The organism is Nonomuraea sp. 3N208 (assembly GCF_052245935.1).
In the GTDB taxonomy this organism is placed as follows: domain Bacteria; phylum Actinomycetota; class Actinomycetes; order Streptosporangiales; family Streptosporangiaceae; genus Nonomuraea.
This window is the reverse complement of record NZ_JBQQBR010000012.1, coordinates 130,227-153,332: the sequence shown is the minus strand read 5'-3', so window position 1 is coordinate 153,332 and position 23,106 is coordinate 130,227. Positions and strand designations below refer to the sequence as shown.

Sequence of the window (23,106 nt, the reverse complement as noted above, 5' to 3'; positions counted from 1 at the left end):
AATGTCCGCTATGAGGGCGAAGGTAGCAGGGACGTTGGCGGTCGCGAGCGTGCTCGCCGGTTGCGGCACGACTACCTCGGCACAACCCACGCCCAGCGGTCCCGGTCTGGTCACCCTGGACAAGGTCACCCCGCCGGCGCCCGGCGGGGAGGTGGGCCAGGCCTCGACGGAGTTCGCGAACGCGACCGACCTGTCCTTGTGGACGAAGCTGAGCGAGACCGAGAAGGACGTCGACAGGATCGCCAAGTGGGACGTGAACAAGACCGCGAAGGGCTCGATGTACCTGGAGCCCAAGACCTCGGCCTGGTTCGACGGCTTCCGCGGCCCTTTCGTGTACCAAGAGCTCGCCGGCGACATCGTCATGCACGCCCGGGTCAAGGTCGAGGGCAAGAGCGGTGGCCTGCCCAAGCGGAAGTTCTCGCTCGGCGGCCTGATGGCCCGCCAGCCCGGCTCGTACGCCACGCCCAACTGGGTGTCGGTCACCACCGGCACCGCCGACAAGAGCGGCCAGGTCGAGGCGAAGTACACCAAGGACGGCAGCTCCAAGCCGAAGGAGGTGGCGGTCAAGAACGGCTGGGTGGATCTCGTCCTGGCCAGGGTGGGCCGCGTCTTCGTCGCGCTGTACAAGGAGGACGGCGGCAAGTGGAAGGTCGGCAACCGCTGGCCCTCGACCCTGCCTGACGTGCTGCAATGGGGCGTCACCGCCTATACGGACTGGGACAGCTACAACACCCTCAAGAAGGACGCGACCAAGGCCAACGCCAAACAGGTCAAGGGCCAGCCCGATCTGAAGCTGACCGTCGACTTCGTCCGGTTTCTGCGGCCGGAGCTGCCGGAGTACGCCGACCCGCTCAACAACGCGTCGGTGTCGGACGAGGTCCTGATCAAAGCGATGACGCCTGCCGGTGCCTGAGCGCCTTGGCGATGTAGTTGTCCGGCGTACGGGCGAAGGACGCCCGGTCGTCGTCGGTGAGCTCGCGCACGATTTTCCCGGGCACGCCGGCTACCAGCACGCCGGACGGGATCTTCTTGCCGGGGCCGACCAGCGCTCCGGCGGCGACCAGCGTGCCCGCCCCGACGCGGGCGCCGCCGAGCACGATCGCGCCGATGCCGATCAACGCGCCGGACTCCACGTGGGCGCCGTGGACCATGGCCTTGTGGCCCAGGCTGACCCGGTCCTCCAGGACCGCGGGCTCACCCGGGTCGGAGTGCAGGCAACACAGATCCTGTACGTTGCATTCTTGGCCGATTTCGATCCGCTCGTCGTCGCCGCGGAGAACGGAGCCGTACCAGATGCTGGACGCCCGACCGATCCGGACTCTTCCGACCACGGTCGCGCCGGGCGCTATGTACGCCTCAGGGTGTATGTCCGGGACTGCTCCGTTGTCCAACGCTGCTATGTACATCCGTCACATCGTAATTCCCGAGCTCCGCGGCTCCGCTATGGCGTTCCGGTTGCGGACGTGGGCAGATGGCAGGAGAGTCGTTTCCTGACGTCTCGTCGTCAGACCCTCACAACCCGCAGTTTCCCCCCGCCTCACGCAAACCACCTTTAGGTAACCCCCATGATGAACCAGCACGAGAGCATTCCCGATCTGATGCAAGAGGACACCTTCGAGGTCGTGATGCGCGGCTACAACCGCCGCCAGGTCCACGACTACATGCTCAGAACCCGTAACCAGATACGGGATCTGGAAGAGCGGCTGGCACGGGCGATCGACCAGGCCGAGCAGGGCCGCATCGAGCTGGCCGAGGCCAGGCGGCGCATGGTCGAGGCGCCGCAGAGCTATGAGGACCTCAGCCCCAGGCTCGCCCAGATCCTCAAGCTCGGCGAAGAGGAGGCCGCGGCCAAGCGGTCGGACGCCGAGGCGGAGGCCTCCAGCGTGCGGGACGCGGCCAAGTCGGAGGCCGACCGGCTGTTGGCGACGTCCCGCGAGACCGCCGACAAGATCCTCACCTCGGCGCAGGCCGAGGCCGAGCGCCGCGTGCACGAGGCGACGCAGGCGGCGGAGGGCATGTTGGCCCAGGCCGGTGCGGACGCGGAGGAGCACCTCACCGCCGCCCGTACCGAGGCTGATGAGGCGCTGCGCGAGGCGCGTGCCGAGGCGGAGCACGTGCTGGCCACCGCCCAGGCCGAGTCTGAGCAGCTGTTGAAGTCCGCCAACGCGCAGGCCGAGCAGCTGGTCACGGGAGCGCGGGGCGAGGCCGACTCGATGCTGGCGGCGGCGCAGCAGCGCACCGCGACGCTGGACGAGCAGGCGGGGCGACGGGTCGAATACCTGACCAACACGCACACCGAGGTCGTGCGGCGGCTGACGGAGATCAGCTCGGTGCTGGGCGACCTCATGCACAGCGAGTCGGGAGCGGGGCCGCTGGTGCCCGAGCACGCCCTTCCCCCCTCGCCCCAGGAGAACGCCCTTCCTTTGGGTCAAGAGGACGTCCGGGTCATCGTCGAGGTGGACGAGGAGGAACGTCAGCCGTCGGAGACGGCCCCGGCCATCTCCGACGACACGGATGTGACGATCGTCCGCTTGTCCGAGATGCCGAAGTAGGCCCGCCCGGAGCGGAAGCCCCCGCCCCCGATAGGGTCGGAGGCTTCCGCGTTCGTGGCCCCTCCTGAATGGTGGCCCGGTGCCGGGGCCGCCTGGACGCTGGACCCGGCACCGGGCTGTTCATGCGCGTCCGCCGCGGAACGCTCCACGACGGACGTCAAGGCGCTGGGCCGGTCTGCCACCGGTGCGGCTCGCCGGCCCGCCTTTCCTGGTCCCGGAGCCGGTCCCGCAGGCCGTCCGGGTCGTCCGCGTCGATGGTCATCGCACATCCCGCGTCGCGCTGCGCCGCGCTCAGCGGATGGTGTCTCGTAGCCCACCAGCGGCCCGCGTCGCTCCGCCAGATGGTCCACTGGGGGTACTCCCGGGCGATCTCGGCGAGGTGCCGATCAAAGGACATCGCTGTCCACCTTCCCGGGGCCCCAGGCGAGGTTGCCATCTCCCTAAAAGATGAGGGACTTCTCTAGAGATATCAATGATCGTGATGGACAGGTCAACCTATCGCTTGACAGATCGCCTTGATTCAGGCGTCGAAGTCGTACTGGAGTACGTAAGCCGCCGAGTCCAGCACCATCTCGTTGACCTCGACGGGCAGCCCACCGGACGTGTACGCGGTACGTGAGATGACGATCACGGGTGTGCCGCCCGGCAGGTCGAGCAGCGCGCTCTCGCGTGGTTGCGGCATGCGGGCCCGCACCTCCTCGGTGAAGTGGGCCGGGGGGACGCCCAGATCGCCCAGCCTGGCGTAGACGCCACCAGGACCTGTGTCGGGAAGGGTGATCGCGCTGCCCTCGACCAGGAGCGCGGGAAAGTAGGAGGTGGCCAGCTGCACGGGCCTGGTGTCGACCGAGTAGCGGCGTCGCCGCACCCATACTTCGCGGCTCTCCAGAACGCTCGCCACCTCCTCTGTGGCGCGCTCCAGCGCCACCTCGACGTGATCCACGGTGAAGGGCCGGCCACGGGTGTCGGCGTCCCAGATGGCCTGGCCCTGACCCCACTGCTCTCGTGACAGGCGACGTGAGCCGTGCCTGCGGATCGGTTTGAACAGCCGCACGTAAACCCCCGAACCTCGTCTGGGCACCGCCAGCCCTTCATTGATCAGTACGGCAAGCGCCTGCCTGGCGGTGGCTCGTGCGATTGCGTATTCGGCCATCAGAGCGTTCTCGCCCGGTAGCCGGTCCCCGTCGCGCAACTCGCCGGCCAGGATCCGGGCGCGGAGACCGTCGGCGATGCGGCGATAGATAGGGGGCTCGTGGGGTACCGGGGATTCAGACAACTTTGATCACCCTCTGTCACCAACCAGGTTGTGGCGTCTCCAGAGAACTTGCCCCGTCTTGTCCACGATCGCACAGATACAGAGGTTGGTCCCGAGCTTCTTTTGAGCGGATCGTGCCCATGTGGTGAATTCCGCCGTGTTTTAGCAGGCCGTTATCGTGGAACGGTCCCAACCGATATTCGCGCGGCCCACCAGCGGCGAGTAATCAATGCGAAGATCGCGGCGCCTGTCGTGTTGAGGATGACGTCGTCGATGGAGGAGAAACGGCCCAGTCTCAGCACGTACTGGAGGAGCTCGACGAGGACCGAAAATGCCGCGGAGACCGCCGCAACCCGGCCGATCGAGGCCATTGCGGGGGTTCGTACCGGCAGCAGCGCCCCCAGGGCGGCGAACACCAGCAGATTGCCTCCGACCTGCACCAACACGGTCTGCCACGACGCGCCGGCGACGTCGGCGAGGTCCATGAACGGGACGAGGCCGACTCCGCGAGCGCCGTCAGACGGGGTGAGGATCATCCAAATCCACGGCGCGGTGCCGACCGCGATGCCGATGTCGGCGATCGACGTGCGCAGAGGCGCCGGGTGGCCGGCGCGAGCGCGGTGGCGGGAGAGAAGCAAGATTGCTAGCAAGGCCAAGGGGAGTGCAAACGTACCAGCAATAATGACGTTTCCCCACAATTCCCACGTCCGCGCCATCCGACCATGATGGCCAGTGATCTAGGGGTACCGGAAGATGTCCATTTGGACAGGTCTTCGCGGATCCTTTTCCGCCGTGGTCGAGGGAGACGATGCCAAGGAAGCCTTCTCGCCGAGAGCAAAGTGGAGGAGAGCGTTGTGCTGACCCATTTCATCGGCGGCGAGCCGGTGGCCGCGGGTAAGGCGTTCCCGGTGCACAACCCGGTGACAGGCACGGTGATCAGGCAGGTCTGCGAGGCCGACCCGGAGATCGTCGACCGGGCGGTCCGCGCGGCCAGGGAGGCGGCGCGCGACTGGGCGGCACTGCCCGTGGCCGAGCGGGCCGGGTGGATGCGGCGCCTGGCCGAGGGCATCGAGGACCGCTTCGACGCCCTGGTCGCGGCGGAGATAGCCGACACCGGCAAGCCGCTCGACCAGACCCGCACGCTCGACATCCCGCGTGGCATCGCGAACTTCCGCGCGTTCGCCGAGATCGCCGCCCAGCGCCCCGACGACGCCTTCCACCTGTCGGGGGTGCTCAGCTACACCGTGCGCAGGCCGCTCGGCGTGGTCGCGGCGATCGTCCCGTGGAACCTGCCGTTCCTGCTGATGACGTGGAAGCTCGCCCCGGCCCTCGTCGCCGGCAACGCCGTCGTGGTCAAGCCGTCAGAGCACACGCCGGGCTCGGCCGCGGTGTTCGCCGAGATCTGCGCCGCCGTGGGACTGCCGCCCGGAGTCGTCAACATCATCTACGGGTACGGCTCCGCCGGCCGGCTCCTCGTCGAGCACCCAGGTGTGGACGCCGTGACGTTCACGGGCTCCACCGGGACAGGCTCGGCGATCATGAGGGCCGTGGCGGACCGGGTCAAGCCGGTCTCGTTCGAGCTGGGTGGCAAGAACGCCGGGCTGGTCTTCGAGGACTGCGATCTGGACCGGGCGGTCGAGGGCACGGCGAAGTCCGTCTTCACCAACGGCGGGCAGGTCTGCCTGTGCACCGAGCGGCTCTACGTCCAGCGCCCGATCTTCGAGGAGTTCTGCGCCCGGCTGGCGGTCCGCGCCCTGGAAGTGGCCCCGCAGCCCACGATCTCCGCCGAACACCGCGACAAGGTGCTCTCCTTCTACGCCTTGGCCCGCTCGGAGGGAGCCAAGATGCTCGCAGGGGGCGGAGTCCCGGTGTTCGGCGATCATCGCGATTCTGGCTATTTCGTGGAACCGACAGTGGTGACAGGCTTGTCGGAGTGGTCCCGCTTCAACAGGGAGGAGATCTTCGGTCCCGTGTGTCACGTCGCACCCTTCGACACCGAGGCCGAGGCGATCGACCTGGCCAACGGCAGCGAGTACGGCCTGGCCGCCACCGTCTGGACCGGCAGCCTCGACCGCGCGCACCGGGTGGCGCAGCGGCTGGAGGCGGGGCTCGTCTGGGTCAACACCTGGTATCTGCGCGACCTCCGTACCCCGTTCGGCGGCGTGCGGTTGTCGGGTATCGGCAGGGAGGGTGGCATCCAGTCGCTCGACTTCTACTCTGAACCCACCACGATCACCATCAAACTGGAGCAGCCCGATGCATGACGAATGGTCCCAAGCCGTCGACGCGCGTTCCCAGGCCGCCGAACGGCTGGTCGAGGCCGCGCGATCAGGCAAGCCGTGCGCGCCGATCAGGGACTTGATCGGTACGGCGGCCGACGCGTACGCCGTACAGGAGATCAATACGCGGCGGGCGCTCGGCGAGGGACGGCGGCTGGTCGGCAGGAAGATCGGCATCACGAACCTCGAGGTGCAGCGGCAGCTCGGCATCGACCAGCCGACCTGCGCCCCGCTCTACGCGGACATGGCTTACCTCGACGGGCTGCCCATTCCGTACGACCGGCTCCTGCAGCCGCGGGCCGAGGCCGAGGTCGCGCTGGTGCTCGGCGCGGACCTGGTGGGCGGTCCTTTCACGGTGGCCGAGGTGATCAGGGCGGTGGAGTTTGCACTGCCCGCCATCGAGATCGCCGACTCGCGCATCGCCGGCTGGGACATAGGGCTGGTCGACACGGTGTCCGACAACGCCTCCAGCGGGGTCTTCGTGCTGGGGAACACACCTGTCTCACTCATGGGCCTGGACCTGCGTGCGGCCGGGATGACGATGACCCGCGCCGGGACAGAGGTCTCGGCCGGGTCGGGCGCCGCGTGCCTGGGCAACCCGCTCAACGCCGCCGTCTGGCTGGCCACGCGGCTGGACCGTACGGGGCGGCCGCTGCGGGCCGGTGAGGTGGTGCTGACGGGCGCGCTCGGCCCAGTCGTGCCGGTCGAGCCCGAGGACGTGTTCGAGGCGCACATCGAGGGGATGGGATCGGTTCGGGCGGTGTTCGGCAAGTGAGGCCGAAGGCCATGCGCGTGCCAGGAAAGGCCACTCCGCGCGGCCGGTTCCCGCACGTCAAGCGGGCTGGCGACTTCCTGTACGTCTCTGGCACCAGCTGCCGCAGGACCGACGACACGTTCGTGGGCGTGGAGGTCGACAAGTACGGGGCGACGAACCTGGACATCCGCGCTCAGACCAGGGCGGTCATCGAGAACATCGGCGACATTCTCAAGGCCGCCGGCGGCTCGCTCGCCGACCTCGTCCAGATCACGGCGTACCTGGTGAACATGAACGACTTCAAGGGCTACAACGAGGTCTACGCCGAGTTCTTCGACGAGGAGGGGCCCACCAGGACCACGGTCGCGGTGCACCAGCTGCCGCATCCGCACCTGCTCATCGAGATGCAGGCCGTCGCCTACCATCCGCATGAGTGACCCGGGGGCGCCCACCCGGTGCAGAACTGGCCAGAATGGTGTAAACCGGGTAACTGTCCCACGGATGGAGTGAATGGGTGATAGATCGCGACCACTGCCTCGCCCTCGACGCCGGCGACCCGCTCCGCGGGTTCCGGGATGAGTTCGTGCTCCCGGAAGGCGTCGTCTACCTCGTGGGCAACTCGCTCGGCGCCTTGCCCCGCCGTACCGCGGAGCGGGTGCGGCGAGCCGTCGAGGACGAGTGGGGCGGGCACCTGGTCGGCGGCTGGAACCAGGACGGCTGGTACGGCCGGCCGCTGACCACCGGCGACCGGCTGGCCCCGCTGATCGGCGTGGGACCCGGGCAGGTCGTGGTGGGCAACACCACCTCGATCGCGGTCTACCAGGCGGTGGCGGCCGCGCTGCGGCTGCGCCCAGAGCGCCGGGTGATCGTCTCCGACGTGCGGAACTTCCCCACCGACCACTACATGGTGCAGGGGCTGGCCGGGCTGCTCGGCGGCTACGAGATCCGCGACTTCGCGGCGGGGCGGTTCGACGACGCGGCTGTGGTGCTGCTGTCGGAGGTGGACTACCGGACCGGCGCGCGCCACGACGTGCCGTCGATCACCGCCCGCGTGCAGGAGGCCGGGGCGCTCATGGTCTGGGACGTGTGCCACAGCGTGGGCGCCATGGAGGTGGACGTGTCGGGGGCGGATTTCGCGGTCGGATGCACGTACAAGTACCTGAACGCCGGCCCGGGCGCGCCCGCGTTCCTCTACGTCAACCCGCGTCACCACGCCACCGCCGAGAACGTGTTGTCCGGCTGGCACGGGCACGCCGAGCCGTTCGCGTTCGAGCCCGATTACCGCCCGGCCGAGGGGATCAGGCGGTTCGCGGTGGGCACACCGCACGTGTTGTCGTTCGCGGCGCTGGAGGCGGTGCTCGACGTATGGGAACGGGTGCCGATGGACCAGGTGCGGGCCAAGAGCATGGCGCTGACCTCGCTCTTCGTCGACCTGATCGGGGACGCTCTGGAGCTGGTCTCGCCTGCCGACGCCGCCGCGCGCGGCAGCCAGGTGAGCCTGCGCCACCCCGACGGCTATCCGGTCATGCGGGCGCTGATCGACCGGGGCGTGCACGGGGATTTCCGCGCGCCGGACGTCCTCAGGTTCGGCTTCGCGCCGCTCTACATCCGCTACACCGACGTGTATGACGCGGCCGGCACGCTGCTGGAGGTGCTGGACCGGGAGCTCTGGCGGGAGGAGAAGTACGCCCAGCGGCTGGCCGTCACCTGAGCCGGTCATACGCGTCGGCGGAACTCCTCCAGCTTGCCTTCGATGACCTCCCTGATCAGGTCGCGGGCCTCCATCCGGGGCACTCCCGACATCAGCAGGCTGTCGTAGTCGGTGTCGAGGTGCCTGATGGACGCGATCACGGCCAGCGTGATCGCGTTCTCGTCGAGCGCCCTTGCCGCCGCCGACCGGCCCACCCTGCCGCTGCCGCGCTGCCCGGCGTGCTCGGCGATCTCCCGCGCCCGCTCCGGCGGGCAGCCGGGGAACAACCGGGCGATCTCGGCTGCCATGCGGGCCTGGAACTCGACATCCTGCTCGGCCCTGCGGACCCGGTCGCGCTCGCGGCGGCGCAGGCGTACCTCCTCGTCGGCCAGGCAGCGCTCCTCTGCCGCGTCCAGTGCGGGCTGCTCGACGAGCAGGCCGAGGCGCTGGTAGATCTTGCGTCGCCGGTTGAACTGCATCACCACGGCCGACAGGCCGCTCTCCTGCTTGGCGCGGCGGCTGAGCGCCGCATTGCCGGCCGGCAGGAACACCAGGTGATCCATGTCCGCGCAGGTCAGGCAGTGCGGCCGGTCGTCCTCCATGATCAGGTAGGGACCGGTGTCGCCGCAGCTCGCGCACGTCCAGTCGGTGAGGGGGGCCACTGCCACCAGGTCGGGCGCCTTGCTCTGCCGCTCGGTGAGGCGGCGCACCTTCGCCTCGCCGAGGTCGGGCGAGATCCAGTGGACGCGGAACGGCTCCTGCGGGTGGCGGGCGGTGAAGCGCAGCTCGCGACGGTCGCGGGTGCCGGCCACGTACGGCGTGTCCACCGGCTTGAGGCCTTTGCCCAGCGCCCACTCCTTCAGCAGCGCGGCCGTGGTGGCCAGGCGGTCCTCGTCCACGTCCGCCAGCTCGGCCAGCGTGGCCACCCGGCCCTGCCGCCAGGTGTCCACGTGCCTGGAGTGCAGCCAGCGCAGGCCCGTGACCACGTCGATGAAGGTCACGTACTTGCGAGTGGTCAGCGCGATCTCGGCCGCGTCGGCGACCCTGCGCGCCAGGTTCGGCTTACTCACAGGGCCTCCTCCGTCGGCCCTGTGAGTATGCGCTGTGTCTATCGGTTCGCTCGCTCCGCTCGCTCACGGCCCTAGTCTCTCGCGCCCTTTGTCGGGAGATGGCCAGACCCGAAGCTTTCCTTTTGCCCATTGGGGCTAGTAATTCCTCCGGATTGGAGGAATATCGTGCGCCTGTTCTGGCCTGCCGTCCTCATGGTCGCCACCTCGTGTGGCCTGGCCGAGGAGGGCACACAGCCCGTCGTCACCGGCGCGGTCGGCAGCAAGCCGATCGTCGCCATCCCCAAGGGGGATCCGGCCCGCACGTCGCGGATCACACTGCTGTCGGAGGGGAGCGGGCGGCGTACGCTGCCGGGGGACGTGGTGCTCGCGGACGTGGACATCCGGCGGTGGTCCGGCAATCAGCCATATTTGAGCACGTACGACGCCAACCAGCCCACCACGGTCGTCTTCGACGGCAGGCAGGTGGCGGAGACCTGGCGGCGCTCGCTCATCGGTCACCCGGCGGGCAGCCGCGTCATGCTGGTCGGCCCGGCCGCCGAGGTGCTGGGGCCGGACGTGCCGGAGACCGGCGTCCTGCCCGCGGACACGCTCGTGGTGGTCTTCGACATCCTGGGCGGCTACCCGCCCGACGCCCGCCTGATCGGCCGCACGCTGCCGGTCGTCCCCGCCGACCTCACGCCTGCCGCGCCGCCCCGCACGCTCATCGACGGCTCAGGGCGGGAGATCGTGGCGGGCTCGAAGGTCGTCGTCCAGTACGTGGCCGCGGCCTGGCCGTCCCGCCTGGTCGTGGACTCCTCCTACCGGCGGGGCGGACCGGCCGCGTACCCGCTGAAGCCGGGGGCGGTGCCCCGTGCCTGGCTGAGCGCGCTGGTCGGGAAGCGGGTGGGCTGCCGCATGGCGGTGCCGTCCCCGGGCGAGCAGCCCAGGCTGTACGTCATCGACGTCCTGGACACCATCACCCAGGCGTAACAGGTCAGAGCTCGCCGTCGAGGTCGGCGCGGATCATGCTGTAGAGCACGCCGTCGTGCCACTTGCCGGCGCGGAACCCGCCGCCGCGCAGGACGCCCTCCCGGGTGAACCCGGCCTTCTCCAACGCCCGCTGCTCGGCCACGTTGTCGATCTCGGTGGTCGCCTCGATCCTGTTGGCCGTCGTGTGGTCGAAAAGGTAGCGGGCGATCAGCCTCTGCGCCTGAGTGCCGATCCCCTTGCCGCGGAACTCCGGCGCCACGATGAGCCCCATGGACCAGTAGTAGCTGGCACGGTTGGCGACCTGCTTGCTGAACGACACGAAGCCGGCCGCCTCGTCGCCGTCAGCGATGATCAGCATGCCGCGGTCGTCGCCGAGCATCCCGTTGTCCGCCCACTGTTCGCGGACCCGGTGCGGATTCTGGAAGCCGTACCACTGGAAGACGCCCGTGCTGTCCGGGTCGCTGATGAGCCGGTGGAGGAAGGGCAGGTCGTCCTCGTCGACGGGGCGCAGTTTGATGGTCATGATCCGGACACTATGCGACGGACCAGGCGCCTGAGCCGCGATTCCTGAACCGGCGCGGCCTGCAGGGCATGCAGTGCCTCGGCGGCGGTGGGCCGCTTGGCCGGCGAGTGGTCGAGCATCCGCCGCACCACCTCGGGCACATCAGGGCCGTGGGCGTCGGCGCTCGTCGGCAGCTCCCCGGTGAGCAGCTGGTAGGCGATCGCCCCGGCCGCGTAAACGTCGGACGCGATCGTCATCCTGTCGGGCCGCTCCTGGCACTCCGGCGCCACGTAGTGTGCGTCCAGCACGTTGCCCAGCTCGTGGGCGACGGTGTAGTTGCGCGGCCCCGGCTTGGCGTAGTCGAACCCGGTCAGCACCGCGTGGCCGTCGTCGGTGACCAGCACGCAGGCGGGAGTGAGCGCCCGGTGCATGACGCCGTTGGCGTGCGCGTGCGCCAGCCCGCGCAGCAGGTCCTGGATCACGCCCATCCGCTCGCCCCGGCCCAGCGACAGGTGCAGCGCCTGGCCGTGCACGTCGTCGAGCACCAGCACGAACCGGCTCTCGTCGTCGATGGCGAAGAAGTCGCGCGAGCGCACCACGCACGGGTGCGGGGGGATCCTGGCCAGCGTCTGGTAGGCGTTGGCGATGCGCTGCCGCTCGGCCGCCCGCGCTTCGTGGTCGGCCAGCGGATCGGCCTGGTAGACGCGGAGCAGCACGGTCTCGCTGCCTGGCATGGTCGCGTTGAACGCGCGGTATTCGGTGACCTTGGCATCGCCCCCGAGCTGCTCCTCCACCTCCCAGTTGCCGAACCTGGGCGGCGCGGTGCTGCGGCGCACGGTCTGGTTGAGCGCGTCGAGAATCGCGGTCATATATGGTCGCGCGTCGGGGCTGCACCCGCGCCTGACCCGCGAGGCGTCGCTCAGCGTGGCCAGGAGGCGGGGCAGGGTCGTGGCGTTGACCGAGTCGCGCCCGGCCGGATCGATCAGCTCGGCGTCCGGGGAGGTGAGCACGACCAGGCTGTCGACGTAGACGCGTTCGAGCTGGGTGGCCTTGGACACCAGCAGACCCTTCAGCGCCTTGGCCGTGCCCCGCAGCTTGGCCACCGGAGAGCCGAACGCCTCACGGCGTGGCGGGAACCACCGCGTGCCCGACACCTCGATCCGCCCTCGGGTGCCCTTGACGTCGACGACCACCAGCGAGTGCCCGGTCAGCACGAGCAGATCGACCTCGAAGACGTCGTGGCCGCGCGGGACCTCGATGTTGTGCAGCAGGAGCCAGTCGGCGGGCGCGTGGTCGCGCAGGTATGCGATCACGCGCCGTTCGGCGTCGTTGACCGGACGTCCTCCGCCGACGATCTCTGCCATGCGCCCATCCTCCCACGAATCCAGTTGACAACATGATGTCGAAATGACAAGATACTGTCATGAAGGGAATCGTTCACCACGCCGTTTACAACACCCTCGCCGACTGGGAGACCGGTCACGCGACCGCGCACCTGCGCAGCGAGAGTTACCAGCGCGAGCCCGGCGCCTACGAGGTCGTCACCGTGGGTCTGACCACCGACCCCGTCGTCACCATGGGCGGGCTGCGCATCACCCCGGATCTCGCACTCGACCAGCTGTCTCCGGCCGGCAGCGCGTTGCTGATCCTGCCGGGGGCGTCCCTGTGGGATGGGGGCCAGGAGCTGGCGCCGTTCGCGCGCAAGGCCCGCGAGTTCCTGGAGGCCGGGGTGCCCGTCGCGGCCATCTGCGGCGCCACGGCGGGGCTCGCCAAGGAGGGGCTGCTGAATGAGCGCGAGCACACCAGCGGCGCCGTGCAATACCTGGAGGCGCAGGAGGGCTACACGGGTGCCAAGCATTACCTGGACCAGGACGCGGTGCTCGACGGCGACCTCATCACGGCCGGGCCCACGGAGCCGGTCGCGTTCGCCAGAGAGATCTTCCGGCGGCTGGACATCTACCGGCCCGAGGTGCTGGACGCCTGGTTCCGGCTCTTCAGCAGGAGCGACGCCTCGGCCTTCGAGGTGCTGATGGCGGCATGAGCGAGACGTCGGACCTGCTGTCCGGTCTGGCGCTGGGGGCCTTCCGGCTCAACGGTCAGTTCCTCCAGGTCGCGGAGGGGCTGGCCAGGCCGGCGGGGATCACCGCGGCGTGGTGGCAGGTGCTCGGCGCGGTCCTGTACGAGCCCCTGCCGGTGGCCGGAATCGCCAGGGTCATGGGGATGACCAGGCAAGGGGTGCAGCGGATCGCGGACCTGTTGGTGGAGCGGGGGCTGGCCGAATACCGCCCCAACCCGGCGCACCGCCGCGCCAAGCTGCTCCAGCCGACGGCGGCCGGCCGGGACGCGATCGCCACGATCGTTCCCGGACACCAAGAGCTCGCCGACCGTCTGGTGGGCGAGCTGGGGATGGAGCAGGCAAGGCAGTGCCTGGAAGCCCTCCAACGCCTGTCGGCCGCTCTGGACCGCCTCGGCGACCAGCCCTGAGCTCCCTCACCACCCTCCGCACTTCGGCGGAGGTCCTTTGAGTGGAGGGCCGAAGTCGGCGGATGCCGCAGCCCCAGGGCGGCGGACGTGGGACGACGCAGCATGTGCGGGAAGGTCTACAGCCTCTCGATGGTCTGATCCAGGAGTGCCGGGGTGGCGGTCGGGGGCGAGGCGTGCACGCCGAGTTCGTCCAGCAGATGGCGATAGTTGCGGACGTCGCCCTCCTTGATCAGGTATTGGGCGCCGGTGAGGTGCTCGAGGTAGACGACGTCGTTCAGCCCCTCCTGCGGGAAGCGGAGCATGGTGACGGGGCCGACGCCGCCGATGGCGCTGCCCGAGGCGAACGGGAAGATCTGCAGGGTGATGTGCGGCTGCTCGGCCATCCGGGCGAGGTGCTCCAGCTGCGCTCGCATGGTGGCCTCTCCGCCGACCCGGCGGCGCAGCGTGCCTTCGTCCATCACCACCCAGAGCTTGCGCGGCGTGGGTGGGACCAGAATCTCCTGGCGGCGCATCCGCAGCGCGACCCGGCGTTCGATCAGCTTGGCCGAGTCGTGCTCGTGGCCCTGTGTGATCACGGCGCGGGCGTAGTCCTCGGTCTGCAGCAGGCCGGGGACGAACTGCACCTCGTGGATCCGGATCAGCGCGGCGTCGTGCTCGAGCCCCAGGTACGGCTCGAACCAGTCGGGGATCGCGTCGCGGTAGTCGTTCCACCAGCTGGGTGCGTTGGCCTGGGCGACCAGAGCGAGCAGGCTCGTGCGCTCGGCGTCGTCGGTCACGCCGTACAGGGTGAGCAGGTCCGCCACATCGCGCGTCTTGAAGCCGGTGCGCCCGGACTCCATGCGGCTGATCTTGGAATGTGAGCCGCGGATGGCGTATCCGGCGTCATCGCGGGTGATTCCGCGGGACTCGCGGAGCCGGCGCAGCTGTGCGCCGATGAGGAGCCTCAGCGCGGTCGGCCCGGATTGGAGCGAATCGCTATCGAATATTTCGGTCATGTCGCCCATACCGCGAGCACCCCGTATCTATGCTCCTAAATCGGCAGTTCGCCACAGTTCCGGCCTGAGGACAATCCTGCCATGCCCGCCGACGCGTGTGCCTTATTTCCTAAATTGGGGAATATACTGCCTTTCCGTGTATTTCATGCGGATCCTGCCGCGTGACCCCACGGCTATCGGGCCGTCGCCAGGATGACGCCGGAGCCGTGGCCGGTCAGTTCGACGGCGACCAGCCGCTCGTGCCCGACCAACGTCCGCCGTACCGCCTCCTGCCTGCCGGTGAACTCCGCGTCCCACACCACGCCTGGCGCGGGCACCATGTCGTCCACGACCAGCACGCCTCGCGGGCTGAGCGCGGCGATCGTGAGCTCCAGCCCCACCTGCTTGCCCGCCTCCGCGTCCGCGAAGACCAGGTCGTACGTCCCGAGCCCCGGCAGCAGTTCCAGCGCGTCCCCGGTACGGAAGTCCACGAACTCGGGCCAGTCGCCGCCCGCCACCAGCCCGGCCCGCCCGAGATCGCGTTCGATCGTGGTCACCGTCGCGTCCGTCCTCGGGAGCAGGCCGCTCACCAGCCAGGCGAGCCCCACCCCTGCACCGGTGCCGATCTCCAGCACCCGGCCCCCTTCCGGCACCCCCGCGGCGAGGGTGGCGAGGAGGCGGCCGACGGCGGGCTCGCAGGAGTACGCGAATCCCGCCGCCCGCGCCCGTTCCACGGCCACGCGGACCGGCTCCGGCATCTCATCGTTCATGGTCGATTTCTATCCGGGCACGGCCCCCGACGTCACCGGAGTTTCCTGCGCGGTTTGAACACCGACAGCGTGGTCGCGGTCAGGAGCATGGCGATCTGTGTGCTCAGCACCGCGATCTGGCCCCACTGGCCACCGGCCGGCGCCTGCCTGGCGCCTTCGGCGGCGGCGGCCATTCCCTCGGGGTCGAACAGGAACATGCCCACGCAGATGACGGCCACCAGCAGGACCAGCTTGATCGCCACCCAGTAGTAGCGAAACAACCCCCAATGGCTCGCCAGGCCGAGCGTGATGCCGGTGGCCAATGCGGTGAGGCTCAGCGGTATGCCACCCGCGAACACCAGGGTGGGCATCAGCCTGTAGGCCGCGTGCGCGAGCCCCAGGTCCTTGGTCAGGACGGCCGCCGCGTTCAGCGCCACCAACCCCCACACCTCGCCGACCAGCGCGACCGAGACGACGATGTGGATGACCAACACGGTCTTGCGGATACGCGGCCCCATAGTCACACCTCATGTCCGAATTGGGGAACTCTCCGCCATCGTCGTGGCTTTGTTCGCGCGCGGCGTCCGCCAGCAGATGGCGCTCCAGGTACGCCGATCGGCGTACACGGCTGCTCAAAGTTTCCGGCGATCATTGCTTATACGGTGGTGAAAGACTGCCCCATCGATCTTGCCGTCAGCCAAATTAACGTCTATTGCCGGATGGTGAGCGCGAGCTGAATGCCGCACGTCGGTGATTAGCGTGAAAACCGAGTGCCAAGAAATCGAGGTGCCTCCTTGACCTCGCTTAGAGCGTTCTGGGTTGCGATACCGGCTGCCTCCCGCGATTGTTATCTGCGGCACCTCACAGCCCTGCACAAACGACTATGGCGCCGGGAATTCCGCGCCCATACATGGAGGAAAGACAAGTATGATCGGTCGTATTCTGGCGGGCGCGGCAATCGCGGCAGTCGCCCTGGGCTTCACGGCCACCACCGCGTCCGCCGACCAGAGCCCGAACAACTCGGGTCAGGCCATACTGAGCCAGTTCCAGGTCTTCGACGACGTGCTGAACACCTGGTTCAACAACTCGCTCAACAACTCGCTCAGGGGCATCGAGCTGTCCCTCGTCAGGCAGCTGCAGGTCGACGAGGTCGACCTCGACGTGCTGAACAACAACAACCCGGCGGACTCCAGCAACGGCAGTGTCCCCGGGCTCGGCGGCACCGGCTACTGACGCTCGTCGCGTGGCGCAGTCAGGAGAGGCGATTCGCGGCCGCCCCATGGCGGCGGCCGTCTGGCCAGAGTCACTCTCCTTGCGCCTCGGCGAAGCGCGAAACGACCATGGCGCAGGGAATTCCGCGCCCATCCATGGAGGAAAGACAAAAATGATCAGTCGTATTCTGGCGGGCGCGGCAATCGCGGCCGTGGCCCTGGGCTTCACGGCCTCCAGCGCGTCCGCCGACCAGCCCAATGCGAACAACTCGGGTCAGGCCGTGCTGAGCCAGTTCCAGATCTTCGACGACGTCCTGAGCGGCTGGGCCAACGGCTCGCTCAACAACTCGCTCAGGAACATCGAGGTGTCCCTCGTCAAGTACCTGTACGTCGAGGAGGTCGACCTCGACCTGCTCAACAACCAGGCCGCGGTCACCCCCCGCTTCTGATGCTCGTAGTCCGGCGTGAGCAGGGGGACCGCCGGCGGCGCGCCCAGTGGCGGCGGCCGTCCGGCGAGCGACTAACCCTGATGCCGAGGTGAACAGACAGAGCCCGTCGTGGGTGCTCGCGAGGCCACGGGCGGCTCTTGAAGAACACCGAATGTCGAGCGTCGTGCGGCCCAGGTCGCTCCTGGGCCGCACAGCTCCACCTCAGACTCCCAGGTCGGAGCGACCGGCGCTCGGTCTCACCACCCCCAGGAAGTCCGGCCGGTTCAGCGAGTCCACCCGCACGAACGCGCCCGTGTACGGGGCGTGCACCATTCTCTGCCCGTCGACCGCGATGCCGACGTGCTCCGGCCCGGCCCGCCGCGGTTGGTTGTCGTAGAAGACCAGATCCCCCGGCTCCACCAGCTCCTTCGGCACCCTGGCCCCGGAACGCCATTGCTCCTGCGTCGTGGATCCGATGAGCGCCCCCGCCCGCGCGTAGGCGTACTCGGCGAGTCCCGAGCAGTCGAACCCCTTCGTCTTGGCGCCCTTCCCTATCCCGTATCCGGGCCCGTGCACCCCACCACCGCCCCATGAGTACGGGACGCCGATCATTTCCAGCGCCGCGCGCAGCGCGATCATTCCGGTCGCCGACCTGCCGCTGAACGTGCAGGCGATGGCGCAGGCCGCCGCTATCAGTGGTCGTGTCCATCTTCCTTTCATCAGGTAATCAGCGCCCCCGAGTCTATGCCCCGAATCCGTTGTCTACTGTGTGACTTTCGCCGTCTGTATTGGGATAAAACACATCGGACAAACCGCCATTAGTCCGCATATATCCCGACGGCAGATGCGGGCCTGATATTCGCCTCTCACCGTATATTTCGGCGCCGATTTCCAAGGGCTGGAAGGGAATGTGGCACCGCATTCCCGGGCGCGACCCGGTGGAAAGGTGCGGCTGGGACGTCTACTCGGGGAGATCCCCGGCAAACCCGGCATCCCGCACGCGCAGGCCCGGCACGCACGGCGATGCGGCGTCAGCGGTCCGGCGAAGGGAGGGGTGCTCTGTCCGATTCTTCAGTATTTCTCACTAATTCGGTCATATTCTCGCGAAAATTACATTGTGAAACGTACGTCGTGTAGCCTTGGTTCTGCCTAATCCACAACCCCCGAGGCATGCGTTGTTGGGGGGTGCAAGGAGCGTGGATGGTCTCGAGGAGCGGCTGCTCTACCAGGACGACCAACTCAAGATCATGGTGCGCCGGAGTCCGGCGGAGCCCGAGGCAACGGCCGTCACGCTGATCGGCGAGATCGACGCCTCCAACAGCCACGCGCTGGCCGGTGCCCTGGCGAGCTGCCGGCAGGGCACTCACATCGTGGTCGACACCGGGAAACTGACCTTCATCGACGTCTCGGGGCTACGCGTGCTCGTCATGCCCACGCTGCCCCCGTCGCAGCGGTGGATCCGGCTGCACAACGTCACGCCGTACCAGCGGCGGCTGCTGCGCATGATGGGCTGGTACTACGAGCCCCGCGCCCATCACCTGCCCATTTAGCCCGGCACCTCACCTACCGAGGGCGAAGGCGAGCGCGGCCGAGGTGCCCAGTCCCGTAGGCCCGCCGAGCCGCCACCGCGCCGGCCGCCTGTGCCGGAGCAGCGAGGGTTCGTCGTAGCGGGAGCAATGGCGGTGCCAGTTGAGTATCCCGGCCACCCAGTTCCGTAGCTCGTCCACGAACGCGTCGAGCTCCCGCCGCGCCTCGGCGTCGAGCCCGAACTCATCGCACACGATCGGCAGCTCGTGCTCGACGATGTGCTCGAACTGCCGCATCCGCGAGGTCAGCAGGTCGTCGACGATGGCGAGCGCCGTGGGGTAGTCGCAGTCGAAGAAGCTCTGCACCACCAGGATGCAGTTGTGCACCTCTCCGTCGAACTCCACCTCCTTCTGGTACGAGAAGACGTCGTTGACGAGCGCGCCGCAGTCCATCATCGCGTTCTCCATGGCCCGCATCGGCCCGCTCGCGTAGAGCTCCGCGGAGAGCCCTTTGGTGTGCCGCAGCCGGCACAGGTCCATCGTGAACTCGGCCCCGAAGGTCAGCCTGCGCATCTCGACGTAGTCCACGGGGTCGGGAACATGATGGGCCTGCTCGCCGGCCAGCTCCCACAGCCAGGCCACGCACATGCTCTCCACGTCCGAGCGGAGCTTGCCCCGGGCCGCAGGCGGCATCGGCCCCGCCGTACGGTTCCACACGTCGGCCAGCGCCCGCTCCAGCGCGTTCGCGGGCGGCGGCGCGGGGGAGCCGTCGAGCGGCATGAACGCCGAGAGCCTGGCCACGGCGATCCTGGCGGCAGGCAGGTGGCCCGGCCCGCCGAAGACGGCGGGGAAGTAGTCGTCGCCGTAGGTGCCCCAGCTCAGCCAGAACGACGCCAGGTCCAGCCCTTCCTCAGTGGCGTCGGGATGCAGGCCGGCCGCGCAGAGGGGGAAGTCGAAGTCGACCAGCTTCTCCTCGTCCCACACGGCCGAGCCGGCCACCCCCGGCTGCGCTTCGAGCATGCCCATCTCAGCGCACCAGGCCACGGTGTGGCGCCGGGCCGCGTCGAGGTGCGGCGAGAGCCTGAGCGGGAAGGGCACGTAGAGGTCGGGGATCTGGGAACGCCCCACCCGCTGGTACGGAACGTGCGTGAAGTTCCGCACCCGCTTGGCCCCCAGCAGGCCGGCGATCGACGACATGCCCAAGGGCGGGCCGGATCCGGCCCGCTGGTTCATGTAGCGGCTGGAGCGCAGGTGCCACTCGTGCCCACCCGACTGCCAGTCCTGCAGCCCCTTGACGTACGCCAGCACGCCGGCCGCGGTGAGCGGGTCGATCGCGTGCTCCGCGAACAGCGGCCCCAGCTCGCCGAGCGCGGTGTGCTCGAACTGCTGCATCCGCGAGGTCAGCAGATCGTTGACGGCGTCGGCGGCTTCCTGCGTGGTGCAGCCCAGGAACGTCTCCAGCACCAGCACCCCATTGCTCAGCTCGCCCTCGTCCCCGACCTCCCGCTGATAGGAGAACAGGTCGTTACGCAGGTGCACAGCGTCGGCGAAGGCGTCCCTCAGCACCCGCATCGGACGGGACGCGGCGATCTTGGCCGGCACCTCGGCTCCCACGGCGTGCTCGACGAGCCCGGCCGACCAGGGCGCCCCGCCTACCTTGCGGCGCATCTCGATGTACTCGACCGGGTTGGCGATCCGGCCCTTGTTGATGTTGGCCAACTCCCAGAGCGACTCGTCGAGCAGGTTCCGAGTGCTCTCGGCGAAGCGCGCGCGCCAGTCCGGTGACATGGCGGGCACCGTGCGGACCCACAGGTCGGCCAGCCCCGCCTCGACCGGGTTCTCCGGCTCCGGCATGCTCAGATCGGTGCCTATCCGCATGAAACGGGCGACCCTGGCGAGGTACGCCTTGCCGCCCTCCAGGTCGCCCGTGCGCTTGAACACCTCCAGGAAGTGATCGTCGAAGAAGAAGACCCACACGTACCAATCGGTGATCAGGCACAACTCGTCGGCGTCACAGTCGGGATGGGTGTAGGAGCACATCAGCGGATAGTCGTGGGCGTCCAGATCGGCCTGCTCCCAGACTCCCGAGCCTTCGAGCATGCCCATGTCGCGCGCCCACCGCGTGGAGTGCACGCGAGCCGCCTCGAGATGTGGGTTGAGCCGCGCCGGGTACGGCACGTAGAAGTCCGGCAGTTCGAACGGCTGGCTCATGGTCGCTCCTCACGTGGATCGGTAGGGGGCCGGCGACCCGCGCGGGGTGGGTCGCCGGCCTTGAGGCCGGGCTAGCCGTTCCTGCCGACCTCCACGTCCTCCAGGACACCGAGCGCGTCGGGCACCAGGACGGCACACGAGTAGTAGGCGCTGACCAGATAGGAGACGACGGCCTGCTCGTTGATGCTCATGAAGCGCACCGACAGGCTGGGCTGGTACTCGTCGGGGATGCCGGTCTGGTGCAGGCCGACGACGCCCTGGGCCTCCTGCCCTGTCCGCATGAGCAGGATCGACGTCGTGCTCGCGCCGGAGATGGGGATCTTGTTGCACGGGAAGATCGGGACTCCCCGCCAGGACGGCACCCGGTGCCCGTTGACCTCGCCCGCCGGCGGGTAGACGCCACGCTTGCTGCACTCCCTGCCGAAGGCGGCGATGGCCTGCGGATGGGCCAGGAAGAACGCCGGGTCCTTCCACACGGTGGCCAGCAGGTCGTCGAGGTCGTCGGGGGTCGGCGGCCCTGAGCGGGTGCGGATGCGCTGGCTGAAGTCGGCGTTGTGGAGCAGGCCGAACTCCCTGTTGTTGACCAGCTCGTGCTCCTGGCGCTCGCGCAGGGCCTCGACCGTGAGGCGGAGCTGCTGGTCGAGCTGGCTCATCGGCTGGTTGTACAGGTCGGAGACCCGGCTGTGCACCCGCAGGACCGTCTGGGCCACGCTCAGCTCGTATTCACGCGGGCTCAGCTCATAGTCCACGAACGTGCCGGGCAACCTGGGCTCGCCGGTGTGGCCCGAGGACATGTCGATGGCGGCCTCGCCATAGTCGTTGTGCGCATGCTCCACGCTGGAGCGCCAGTTGTCGATGTGCTCGCGCAGCGCGGGCGATTGCTCGGCGATCTGCTCGAAGTCCTGCTTGGCGAGCGTGAGCACGGTAGTGGGCGTCTTGGCCCGCCAGGTGTACTCGAACGCGCCGCCGTCGACCAAGCACTGCTCGCCGAGGTAGTCGCCGTCGGCCAAGGTGCCGAGGTGCTGGTCGTCGCCGTACGCGCCGCGCCCGATCTTGCGCACCCGCCCATGGGCGATCAGCACGAGCTGGTCCGCCGGCCCGCCCTCGGTGACGATCTTCTCATCGGCCTCGTACTCACGCTGGACGAAACGATCGGCCAGCGCTTCGAGCACCTCCATATCCTCGAAGCCGCGCAGCATGGGCAGTTCGGTGAGCTCGGCCGGGATGACGCGCACCGCGGAGCCGGTGTTGCTGAACGTGATCCGCCCATCCCCAAGGGTGTACGTCAACCGCCGGTTGACCCGGAACACGCCGCCGGAGCACTGCACCCACGGCAGCAACCGCAGCAGCCAGCGAGAGGTGATCTCCTGCATCTGCGGCGGCGTCTTCGTCGTCGTCGAGAGTTGCCTGGCGGCCTCGGTGCTGAGGCTGAGCTGTCCGTTGCCGTTCGCCGGGGCGGTCGATGGGGTCGTTTCGGTCATCGTGCACCTGCCTGTCTCGTGCTGGGCCTAGCCAGGATGGCGAGTGGATCGGAGTTCGGGTGGGAGGGAGAACGTCAGAGTCTCTTCGGTCAAGGTGACCTGCTCCACGTCGGCGTAGCCGCGCGCCGCGAGCCAGCTGAGTAACTCCACGACCAGCCGTTCGGGGGCGGAGGCGCCGCAGCTCACGCCCACGGTGCGCACGTCGCGCAGCCACCGCTCGTCCGCGTCCGCGGCCCGGTCGACCAGGTAGGCCGCGTCCGCGCCGGCGCCGATTGCGACCTCCACCAGCCGCTGGGAGTTGGAGGAGTTGGCCGAGCCGATCACGATCACCAGCTCGCACTCCTGGGCGATCCTGGTGACCGCCTCCTGCCGGTTCTGGCTGGCGTAGCAGATGTCGTCGCTGGGCGGGTCGGCCAGGTGCGGGAAGCGCCCGCGTAGATCGGTGACGGCCCGCATGGTTTCGTCGACCGCGAGTGTGGTCTGCGACAGCCAGCTCATCGGCCCTGAGCCGCTCGCCGTCACCTCGCCGGGGCGGGCCGGGTCCACGACGTGGATGCGGCCGGGGGCCTCGCCGAGGGTGCCCTCGACCTCCTCGTGCTCGGCGTGGCCGATGAGCACGATCTCGTAACCCGCCTGCGCCAGGCGCGCGGCCTCCTTGTGGACCTTGGTGACCAGCGGGCAGGTCGCGTCGATCGTCCGCAGCCCGCGCCGCCGCGCCTCCTCCCTGACCGCCGGCGAGACGCCGTGGGCGGAGAAGACCACCAGCGCGTCGTCGGGGACCTCGTCGAGCTCCTCGACGAAGACCGCGCCGCGCGCGGCGAGCTCGCCGACCACAGAGGTGTTGTGAACGATCTGTTTACGCACGTAAACGGGCGGTCCGAAGCGCCTCAGCGCCTCCTCGACCGTGACGATCGCGCGTTCGACGCCCGCGCAGAAGCCGCGCGGCGCCGCGAGAAGTACTCGGCCCATCTGGG

Annotated in this window: 26 protein-coding genes; 12 read left to right on the top strand and 14 right to left on the bottom strand. The window is 68.8% G+C overall.

Going from position 1 to position 23,106, the window contains the following annotated elements:
• Positions 1 to 10: 10 nt before the first annotated feature.
• Entirely contained in the window at positions 11 to 913 is a 903-nt protein-coding gene (locus tag ACTWPT_RS19990) for a hypothetical protein (protein WP_443178936.1), read from the top strand.
• Here ACTWPT_RS19990 and ACTWPT_RS19985 read toward each other — a convergent pair.
• Positions 885 to 1,406, bottom strand: coding sequence for a gamma carbonic anhydrase family protein (locus tag ACTWPT_RS19985; protein WP_443178935.1), 522 nt, complete (start codon positions 1,404 to 1,406; stop codon positions 885 to 887). The genes ACTWPT_RS19990 and ACTWPT_RS19985 overlap by 29 nt on opposite strands.
• 159 nt (positions 1,407 to 1,565) lie before the next feature.
• On the opposite strand from ACTWPT_RS19985, the gene ACTWPT_RS19980 reads away from it, so the two are divergent.
• The gene (locus ACTWPT_RS19980; protein WP_443178934.1) at positions 1,566 to 2,552 is read left to right on the top strand and encodes a hypothetical protein; all 987 of its coding nucleotides are present in this window, start codon (positions 1,566 to 1,568) and stop codon (positions 2,550 to 2,552) included.
• Positions 2,553 to 2,709: 157 nt separating this feature from the next.
• Here ACTWPT_RS19980 and ACTWPT_RS19975 read toward each other — a convergent pair whose 3' ends face one another.
• From ACTWPT_RS19975 to ACTWPT_RS19965, 3 genes are all read right to left on the bottom strand, one after another.
• Positions 2,710 to 2,949 (bottom strand): hypothetical protein, encoded by a 240-nt coding sequence (locus ACTWPT_RS19975; RefSeq protein WP_443178933.1) that lies wholly within the window; start codon positions 2,947 to 2,949, stop codon positions 2,710 to 2,712.
• Between the two features lie 123 nt (positions 2,950 to 3,072).
• A complete protein-coding gene (locus ACTWPT_RS19970) occupies positions 3,073 to 3,825 on the bottom strand; it encodes a GntR family transcriptional regulator (protein ID WP_443178932.1) in 753 nt (250 codons plus the stop codon).
• A gap of 152 nt (positions 3,826 to 3,977) precedes the next feature.
• A complete protein-coding gene (locus ACTWPT_RS19965) occupies positions 3,978 to 4,520 on the bottom strand; it encodes a VanZ family protein (protein ID WP_443178931.1) in 543 nt (180 codons plus the stop codon).
• Positions 4,521 to 4,658: 138 nt separating this feature from the next.
• Between ACTWPT_RS19965 and ACTWPT_RS19960 the strand changes: the two genes are divergently transcribed.
• From ACTWPT_RS19960 to kynU, 4 genes are all read left to right on the top strand, one after another.
• Entirely contained in the window at positions 4,659 to 6,068 is a 1,410-nt protein-coding gene (locus ACTWPT_RS19960; RefSeq protein ID WP_443178930.1) for an aldehyde dehydrogenase family protein, read from the top strand.
• Positions 6,061 to 6,858 (top strand): 2-keto-4-pentenoate hydratase, encoded by a 798-nt coding sequence (locus tag ACTWPT_RS19955; protein WP_443178929.1) that lies wholly within the window; start codon positions 6,061 to 6,063, stop codon positions 6,856 to 6,858. The genes ACTWPT_RS19960 and ACTWPT_RS19955 overlap by 8 nt, the downstream gene beginning before the upstream one ends.
• Before the next feature lie 11 nt (positions 6,859 to 6,869).
• Positions 6,870 to 7,274: a RidA family protein gene (locus ACTWPT_RS19950; protein WP_443178928.1), complete on the top strand. Its 405-nt coding sequence runs from the start codon at positions 6,870 to 6,872 to the stop codon at positions 7,272 to 7,274.
• Between the two features lie 77 nt (positions 7,275 to 7,351).
• Positions 7,352 to 8,548 carry a kynureninase gene (kynU, locus tag ACTWPT_RS19945; protein WP_443178927.1) on the top strand — a complete coding sequence of 399 codons (1,197 nt, stop codon included), beginning with the start codon at positions 7,352 to 7,354 and terminating at the stop codon, positions 8,546 to 8,548.
• A gap of 5 nt (positions 8,549 to 8,553) precedes the next feature.
• Here kynU and ACTWPT_RS19940 read toward each other — a convergent pair whose 3' ends face one another.
• Complete coding sequence (locus ACTWPT_RS19940) at positions 8,554 to 9,597, bottom strand: DUF2293 domain-containing protein (RefSeq protein ID WP_443178926.1); 1,044 nt, start codon at positions 9,595 to 9,597, stop codon at positions 8,554 to 8,556.
• A gap of 165 nt (positions 9,598 to 9,762) precedes the next feature.
• On the opposite strand from ACTWPT_RS19940, the gene ACTWPT_RS19935 reads away from it, so the two are divergent.
• The gene (locus tag ACTWPT_RS19935) at positions 9,763 to 10,566 is read left to right on the top strand and encodes an FKBP-type peptidyl-prolyl cis-trans isomerase (RefSeq protein ID WP_443178925.1); all 804 of its coding nucleotides are present in this window, start codon (positions 9,763 to 9,765) and stop codon (positions 10,564 to 10,566) included.
• A gap of 4 nt (positions 10,567 to 10,570) precedes the next feature.
• Here ACTWPT_RS19935 and ACTWPT_RS19930 read toward each other — a convergent pair whose 3' ends face one another.
• Positions 10,571 to 11,089 carry a GNAT family N-acetyltransferase gene (locus tag ACTWPT_RS19930; protein WP_443178924.1) on the bottom strand — a complete coding sequence of 173 codons (519 nt, stop codon included), beginning with the start codon at positions 11,087 to 11,089 and terminating at the stop codon, positions 10,571 to 10,573.
• Complete coding sequence (gene mads6, locus ACTWPT_RS19925) at positions 11,086 to 12,432, bottom strand: methylation-associated defense system protein kinase MAD6 (RefSeq protein ID WP_443178923.1); 1,347 nt, start codon at positions 12,430 to 12,432, stop codon at positions 11,086 to 11,088. Before mads6 ends, ACTWPT_RS19930 begins: the two co-directional genes overlap by 4 nt.
• A 59-nt stretch (positions 12,433 to 12,491) precedes the next feature.
• Between mads6 and ACTWPT_RS19920 the strand changes: the two genes are divergently transcribed.
• Both ACTWPT_RS19920 and ACTWPT_RS19915 read left to right on the top strand, forming a co-directional pair.
• Entirely contained in the window at positions 12,492 to 13,109 is a 618-nt protein-coding gene (locus ACTWPT_RS19920) for a type 1 glutamine amidotransferase family protein (protein ID WP_443178922.1), read from the top strand.
• On the top strand, positions 13,106 to 13,552 hold the full coding sequence (locus ACTWPT_RS19915; protein WP_443178921.1) for a MarR family winged helix-turn-helix transcriptional regulator: 447 nt from the start codon (positions 13,106 to 13,108) through the stop codon (positions 13,550 to 13,552). Before ACTWPT_RS19920 ends, ACTWPT_RS19915 begins: the two co-directional genes overlap by 4 nt.
• 116 nt (positions 13,553 to 13,668) lie before the next feature.
• Here ACTWPT_RS19915 and ACTWPT_RS19910 read toward each other — a convergent pair whose 3' ends face one another.
• The 3 genes from ACTWPT_RS19910 to ACTWPT_RS19900 form a co-directional block, all read right to left on the bottom strand.
• A complete protein-coding gene (locus tag ACTWPT_RS19910) occupies positions 13,669 to 14,547 on the bottom strand; it encodes a helix-turn-helix domain-containing protein (protein ID WP_443178920.1) in 879 nt (292 codons plus the stop codon).
• A 173-nt stretch (positions 14,548 to 14,720) separates the two neighbouring features.
• On the bottom strand, positions 14,721 to 15,296 hold the full coding sequence (locus ACTWPT_RS19905; protein ID WP_443178919.1) for an O-methyltransferase: 576 nt from the start codon (positions 15,294 to 15,296) through the stop codon (positions 14,721 to 14,723).
• A 32-nt stretch (positions 15,297 to 15,328) separates the two neighbouring features.
• Positions 15,329 to 15,793: a hypothetical protein gene (locus ACTWPT_RS19900; RefSeq protein WP_443178918.1), complete on the bottom strand. Its 465-nt coding sequence runs from the start codon at positions 15,791 to 15,793 to the stop codon at positions 15,329 to 15,331.
• A 409-nt stretch (positions 15,794 to 16,202) separates the two neighbouring features.
• On the opposite strand from ACTWPT_RS19900, the gene ACTWPT_RS19895 reads away from it, so the two are divergent.
• Together ACTWPT_RS19895 and ACTWPT_RS19890 are read left to right on the top strand one after the other, a co-directional pair.
• A complete protein-coding gene (locus tag ACTWPT_RS19895) occupies positions 16,203 to 16,508 on the top strand; it encodes a hypothetical protein (protein ID WP_443178917.1) in 306 nt (101 codons plus the stop codon).
• Positions 16,509 to 16,659: 151 nt separating this feature from the next.
• Positions 16,660 to 16,935, top strand: coding sequence for a hypothetical protein (locus ACTWPT_RS19890; protein ID WP_443178916.1), 276 nt, complete (start codon positions 16,660 to 16,662; stop codon positions 16,933 to 16,935).
• Between the two features lie 201 nt (positions 16,936 to 17,136).
• Here ACTWPT_RS19890 and ACTWPT_RS19885 read toward each other — a convergent pair whose 3' ends face one another.
• A complete protein-coding gene (locus ACTWPT_RS19885) occupies positions 17,137 to 17,634 on the bottom strand; it encodes a C40 family peptidase (RefSeq protein WP_443178915.1) in 498 nt (165 codons plus the stop codon).
• 476 nt (positions 17,635 to 18,110) lie between these two features.
• Here ACTWPT_RS19885 and ACTWPT_RS19880 point away from each other — a divergent pair, with 476 nt between their 5' ends.
• The gene (locus ACTWPT_RS19880) at positions 18,111 to 18,464 is read left to right on the top strand and encodes an STAS domain-containing protein (protein WP_443178914.1); all 354 of its coding nucleotides are present in this window, start codon (positions 18,111 to 18,113) and stop codon (positions 18,462 to 18,464) included.
• A gap of 9 nt (positions 18,465 to 18,473) precedes the next feature.
• Here ACTWPT_RS19880 and ACTWPT_RS19875 read toward each other — a convergent pair whose 3' ends face one another.
• The 3 genes from ACTWPT_RS19875 to ACTWPT_RS19865 all read right to left on the bottom strand — a co-directional run bounded on the left by ACTWPT_RS19875 (position 18,474) and on the right by ACTWPT_RS19865 (position 23,101).
• Positions 18,474 to 20,651, bottom strand: a complete 2,178-nt coding sequence (locus tag ACTWPT_RS19875) for a terpene synthase family protein (RefSeq protein ID WP_443178913.1) — start codon at positions 20,649 to 20,651, stop codon at positions 18,474 to 18,476.
• A gap of 71 nt (positions 20,652 to 20,722) precedes the next feature.
• Positions 20,723 to 22,132 carry a family 2B encapsulin nanocompartment shell protein gene (locus tag ACTWPT_RS19870; RefSeq protein WP_443178912.1) on the bottom strand — a complete coding sequence of 470 codons (1,410 nt, stop codon included), beginning with the start codon at positions 22,130 to 22,132 and terminating at the stop codon, positions 20,723 to 20,725.
• 27 nt (positions 22,133 to 22,159) lie between these two features.
• Entirely contained in the window at positions 22,160 to 23,101 is a 942-nt protein-coding gene (locus ACTWPT_RS19865) for a 4-hydroxy-3-methylbut-2-enyl diphosphate reductase (RefSeq protein WP_443178911.1), read from the bottom strand.
• Between the last annotated feature and the right edge of the window lie 5 nt (positions 23,102 to 23,106).

Bases quoted from the DNA above. Each gene is read 5' to 3' on its own strand.
- ACTWPT_RS19990 (WP_443178936.1), top strand. From the start codon at position 11: ATGAGGGCGAAGGTAGCAGGGACGTTGGCGGTCGCGAGCGTGCTCGCC.
- ACTWPT_RS19985 (WP_443178935.1), bottom strand. From the start codon at position 1,406: ATGTACATAGCAGCGTTGGACAACGGAGCAGTCCCGGACATACACCCT.
- ACTWPT_RS19980 (WP_443178934.1), top strand. From the start codon at position 1,566: ATGATGAACCAGCACGAGAGCATTCCCGATCTGATGCAAGAGGACACC.
- ACTWPT_RS19975 (WP_443178933.1), bottom strand. From the start codon at position 2,949: ATGTCCTTTGATCGGCACCTCGCCGAGATCGCCCGGGAGTACCCCCAG.
- ACTWPT_RS19965 (WP_443178931.1), bottom strand. From the start codon at position 4,520: ATGGCGCGGACGTGGGAATTGTGGGGAAACGTCATTATTGCTGGTACG.
- ACTWPT_RS19955 (WP_443178929.1), top strand. From the start codon at position 6,061: ATGCATGACGAATGGTCCCAAGCCGTCGACGCGCGTTCCCAGGCCGCC.
- ACTWPT_RS19950 (WP_443178928.1), top strand. From the start codon at position 6,870: ATGCGCGTGCCAGGAAAGGCCACTCCGCGCGGCCGGTTCCCGCACGTC.
- ACTWPT_RS19930 (WP_443178924.1), bottom strand. From the start codon at position 11,089: ATGACCATCAAACTGCGCCCCGTCGACGAGGACGACCTGCCCTTCCTC.
- mads6 (WP_443178923.1), bottom strand. From the start codon at position 12,432: ATGGCAGAGATCGTCGGCGGAGGACGTCCGGTCAACGACGCCGAACGG.
- ACTWPT_RS19920 (WP_443178922.1), top strand. From the start codon at position 12,492: ATGAAGGGAATCGTTCACCACGCCGTTTACAACACCCTCGCCGACTGG.
- ACTWPT_RS19915 (WP_443178921.1), top strand. From the start codon at position 13,106: ATGAGCGAGACGTCGGACCTGCTGTCCGGTCTGGCGCTGGGGGCCTTC.
- ACTWPT_RS19910 (WP_443178920.1), bottom strand. From the start codon at position 14,547: ATGACCGAAATATTCGATAGCGATTCGCTCCAATCCGGGCCGACCGCG.
- ACTWPT_RS19905 (WP_443178919.1), bottom strand. From the start codon at position 15,296: ATGAACGATGAGATGCCGGAGCCGGTCCGCGTGGCCGTGGAACGGGCG.
- ACTWPT_RS19900 (WP_443178918.1), bottom strand. From the start codon at position 15,793: ATGGGGCCGCGTATCCGCAAGACCGTGTTGGTCATCCACATCGTCGTC.
- ACTWPT_RS19895 (WP_443178917.1), top strand. From the start codon at position 16,203: ATGATCGGTCGTATTCTGGCGGGCGCGGCAATCGCGGCAGTCGCCCTG.
- ACTWPT_RS19890 (WP_443178916.1), top strand. From the start codon at position 16,660: ATGATCAGTCGTATTCTGGCGGGCGCGGCAATCGCGGCCGTGGCCCTG.
- ACTWPT_RS19885 (WP_443178915.1), bottom strand. From the start codon at position 17,634: ATGAAAGGAAGATGGACACGACCACTGATAGCGGCGGCCTGCGCCATC.
- ACTWPT_RS19875 (WP_443178913.1), bottom strand. From the start codon at position 20,651: ATGAGCCAGCCGTTCGAACTGCCGGACTTCTACGTGCCGTACCCGGCG.
- ACTWPT_RS19870 (WP_443178912.1), bottom strand. From the start codon at position 22,132: ATGACCGAAACGACCCCATCGACCGCCCCGGCGAACGGCAACGGACAG.
- ACTWPT_RS19865 (WP_443178911.1), bottom strand. From the start codon at position 23,101: ATGGGCCGAGTACTTCTCGCGGCGCCGCGCGGCTTCTGCGCGGGCGTC.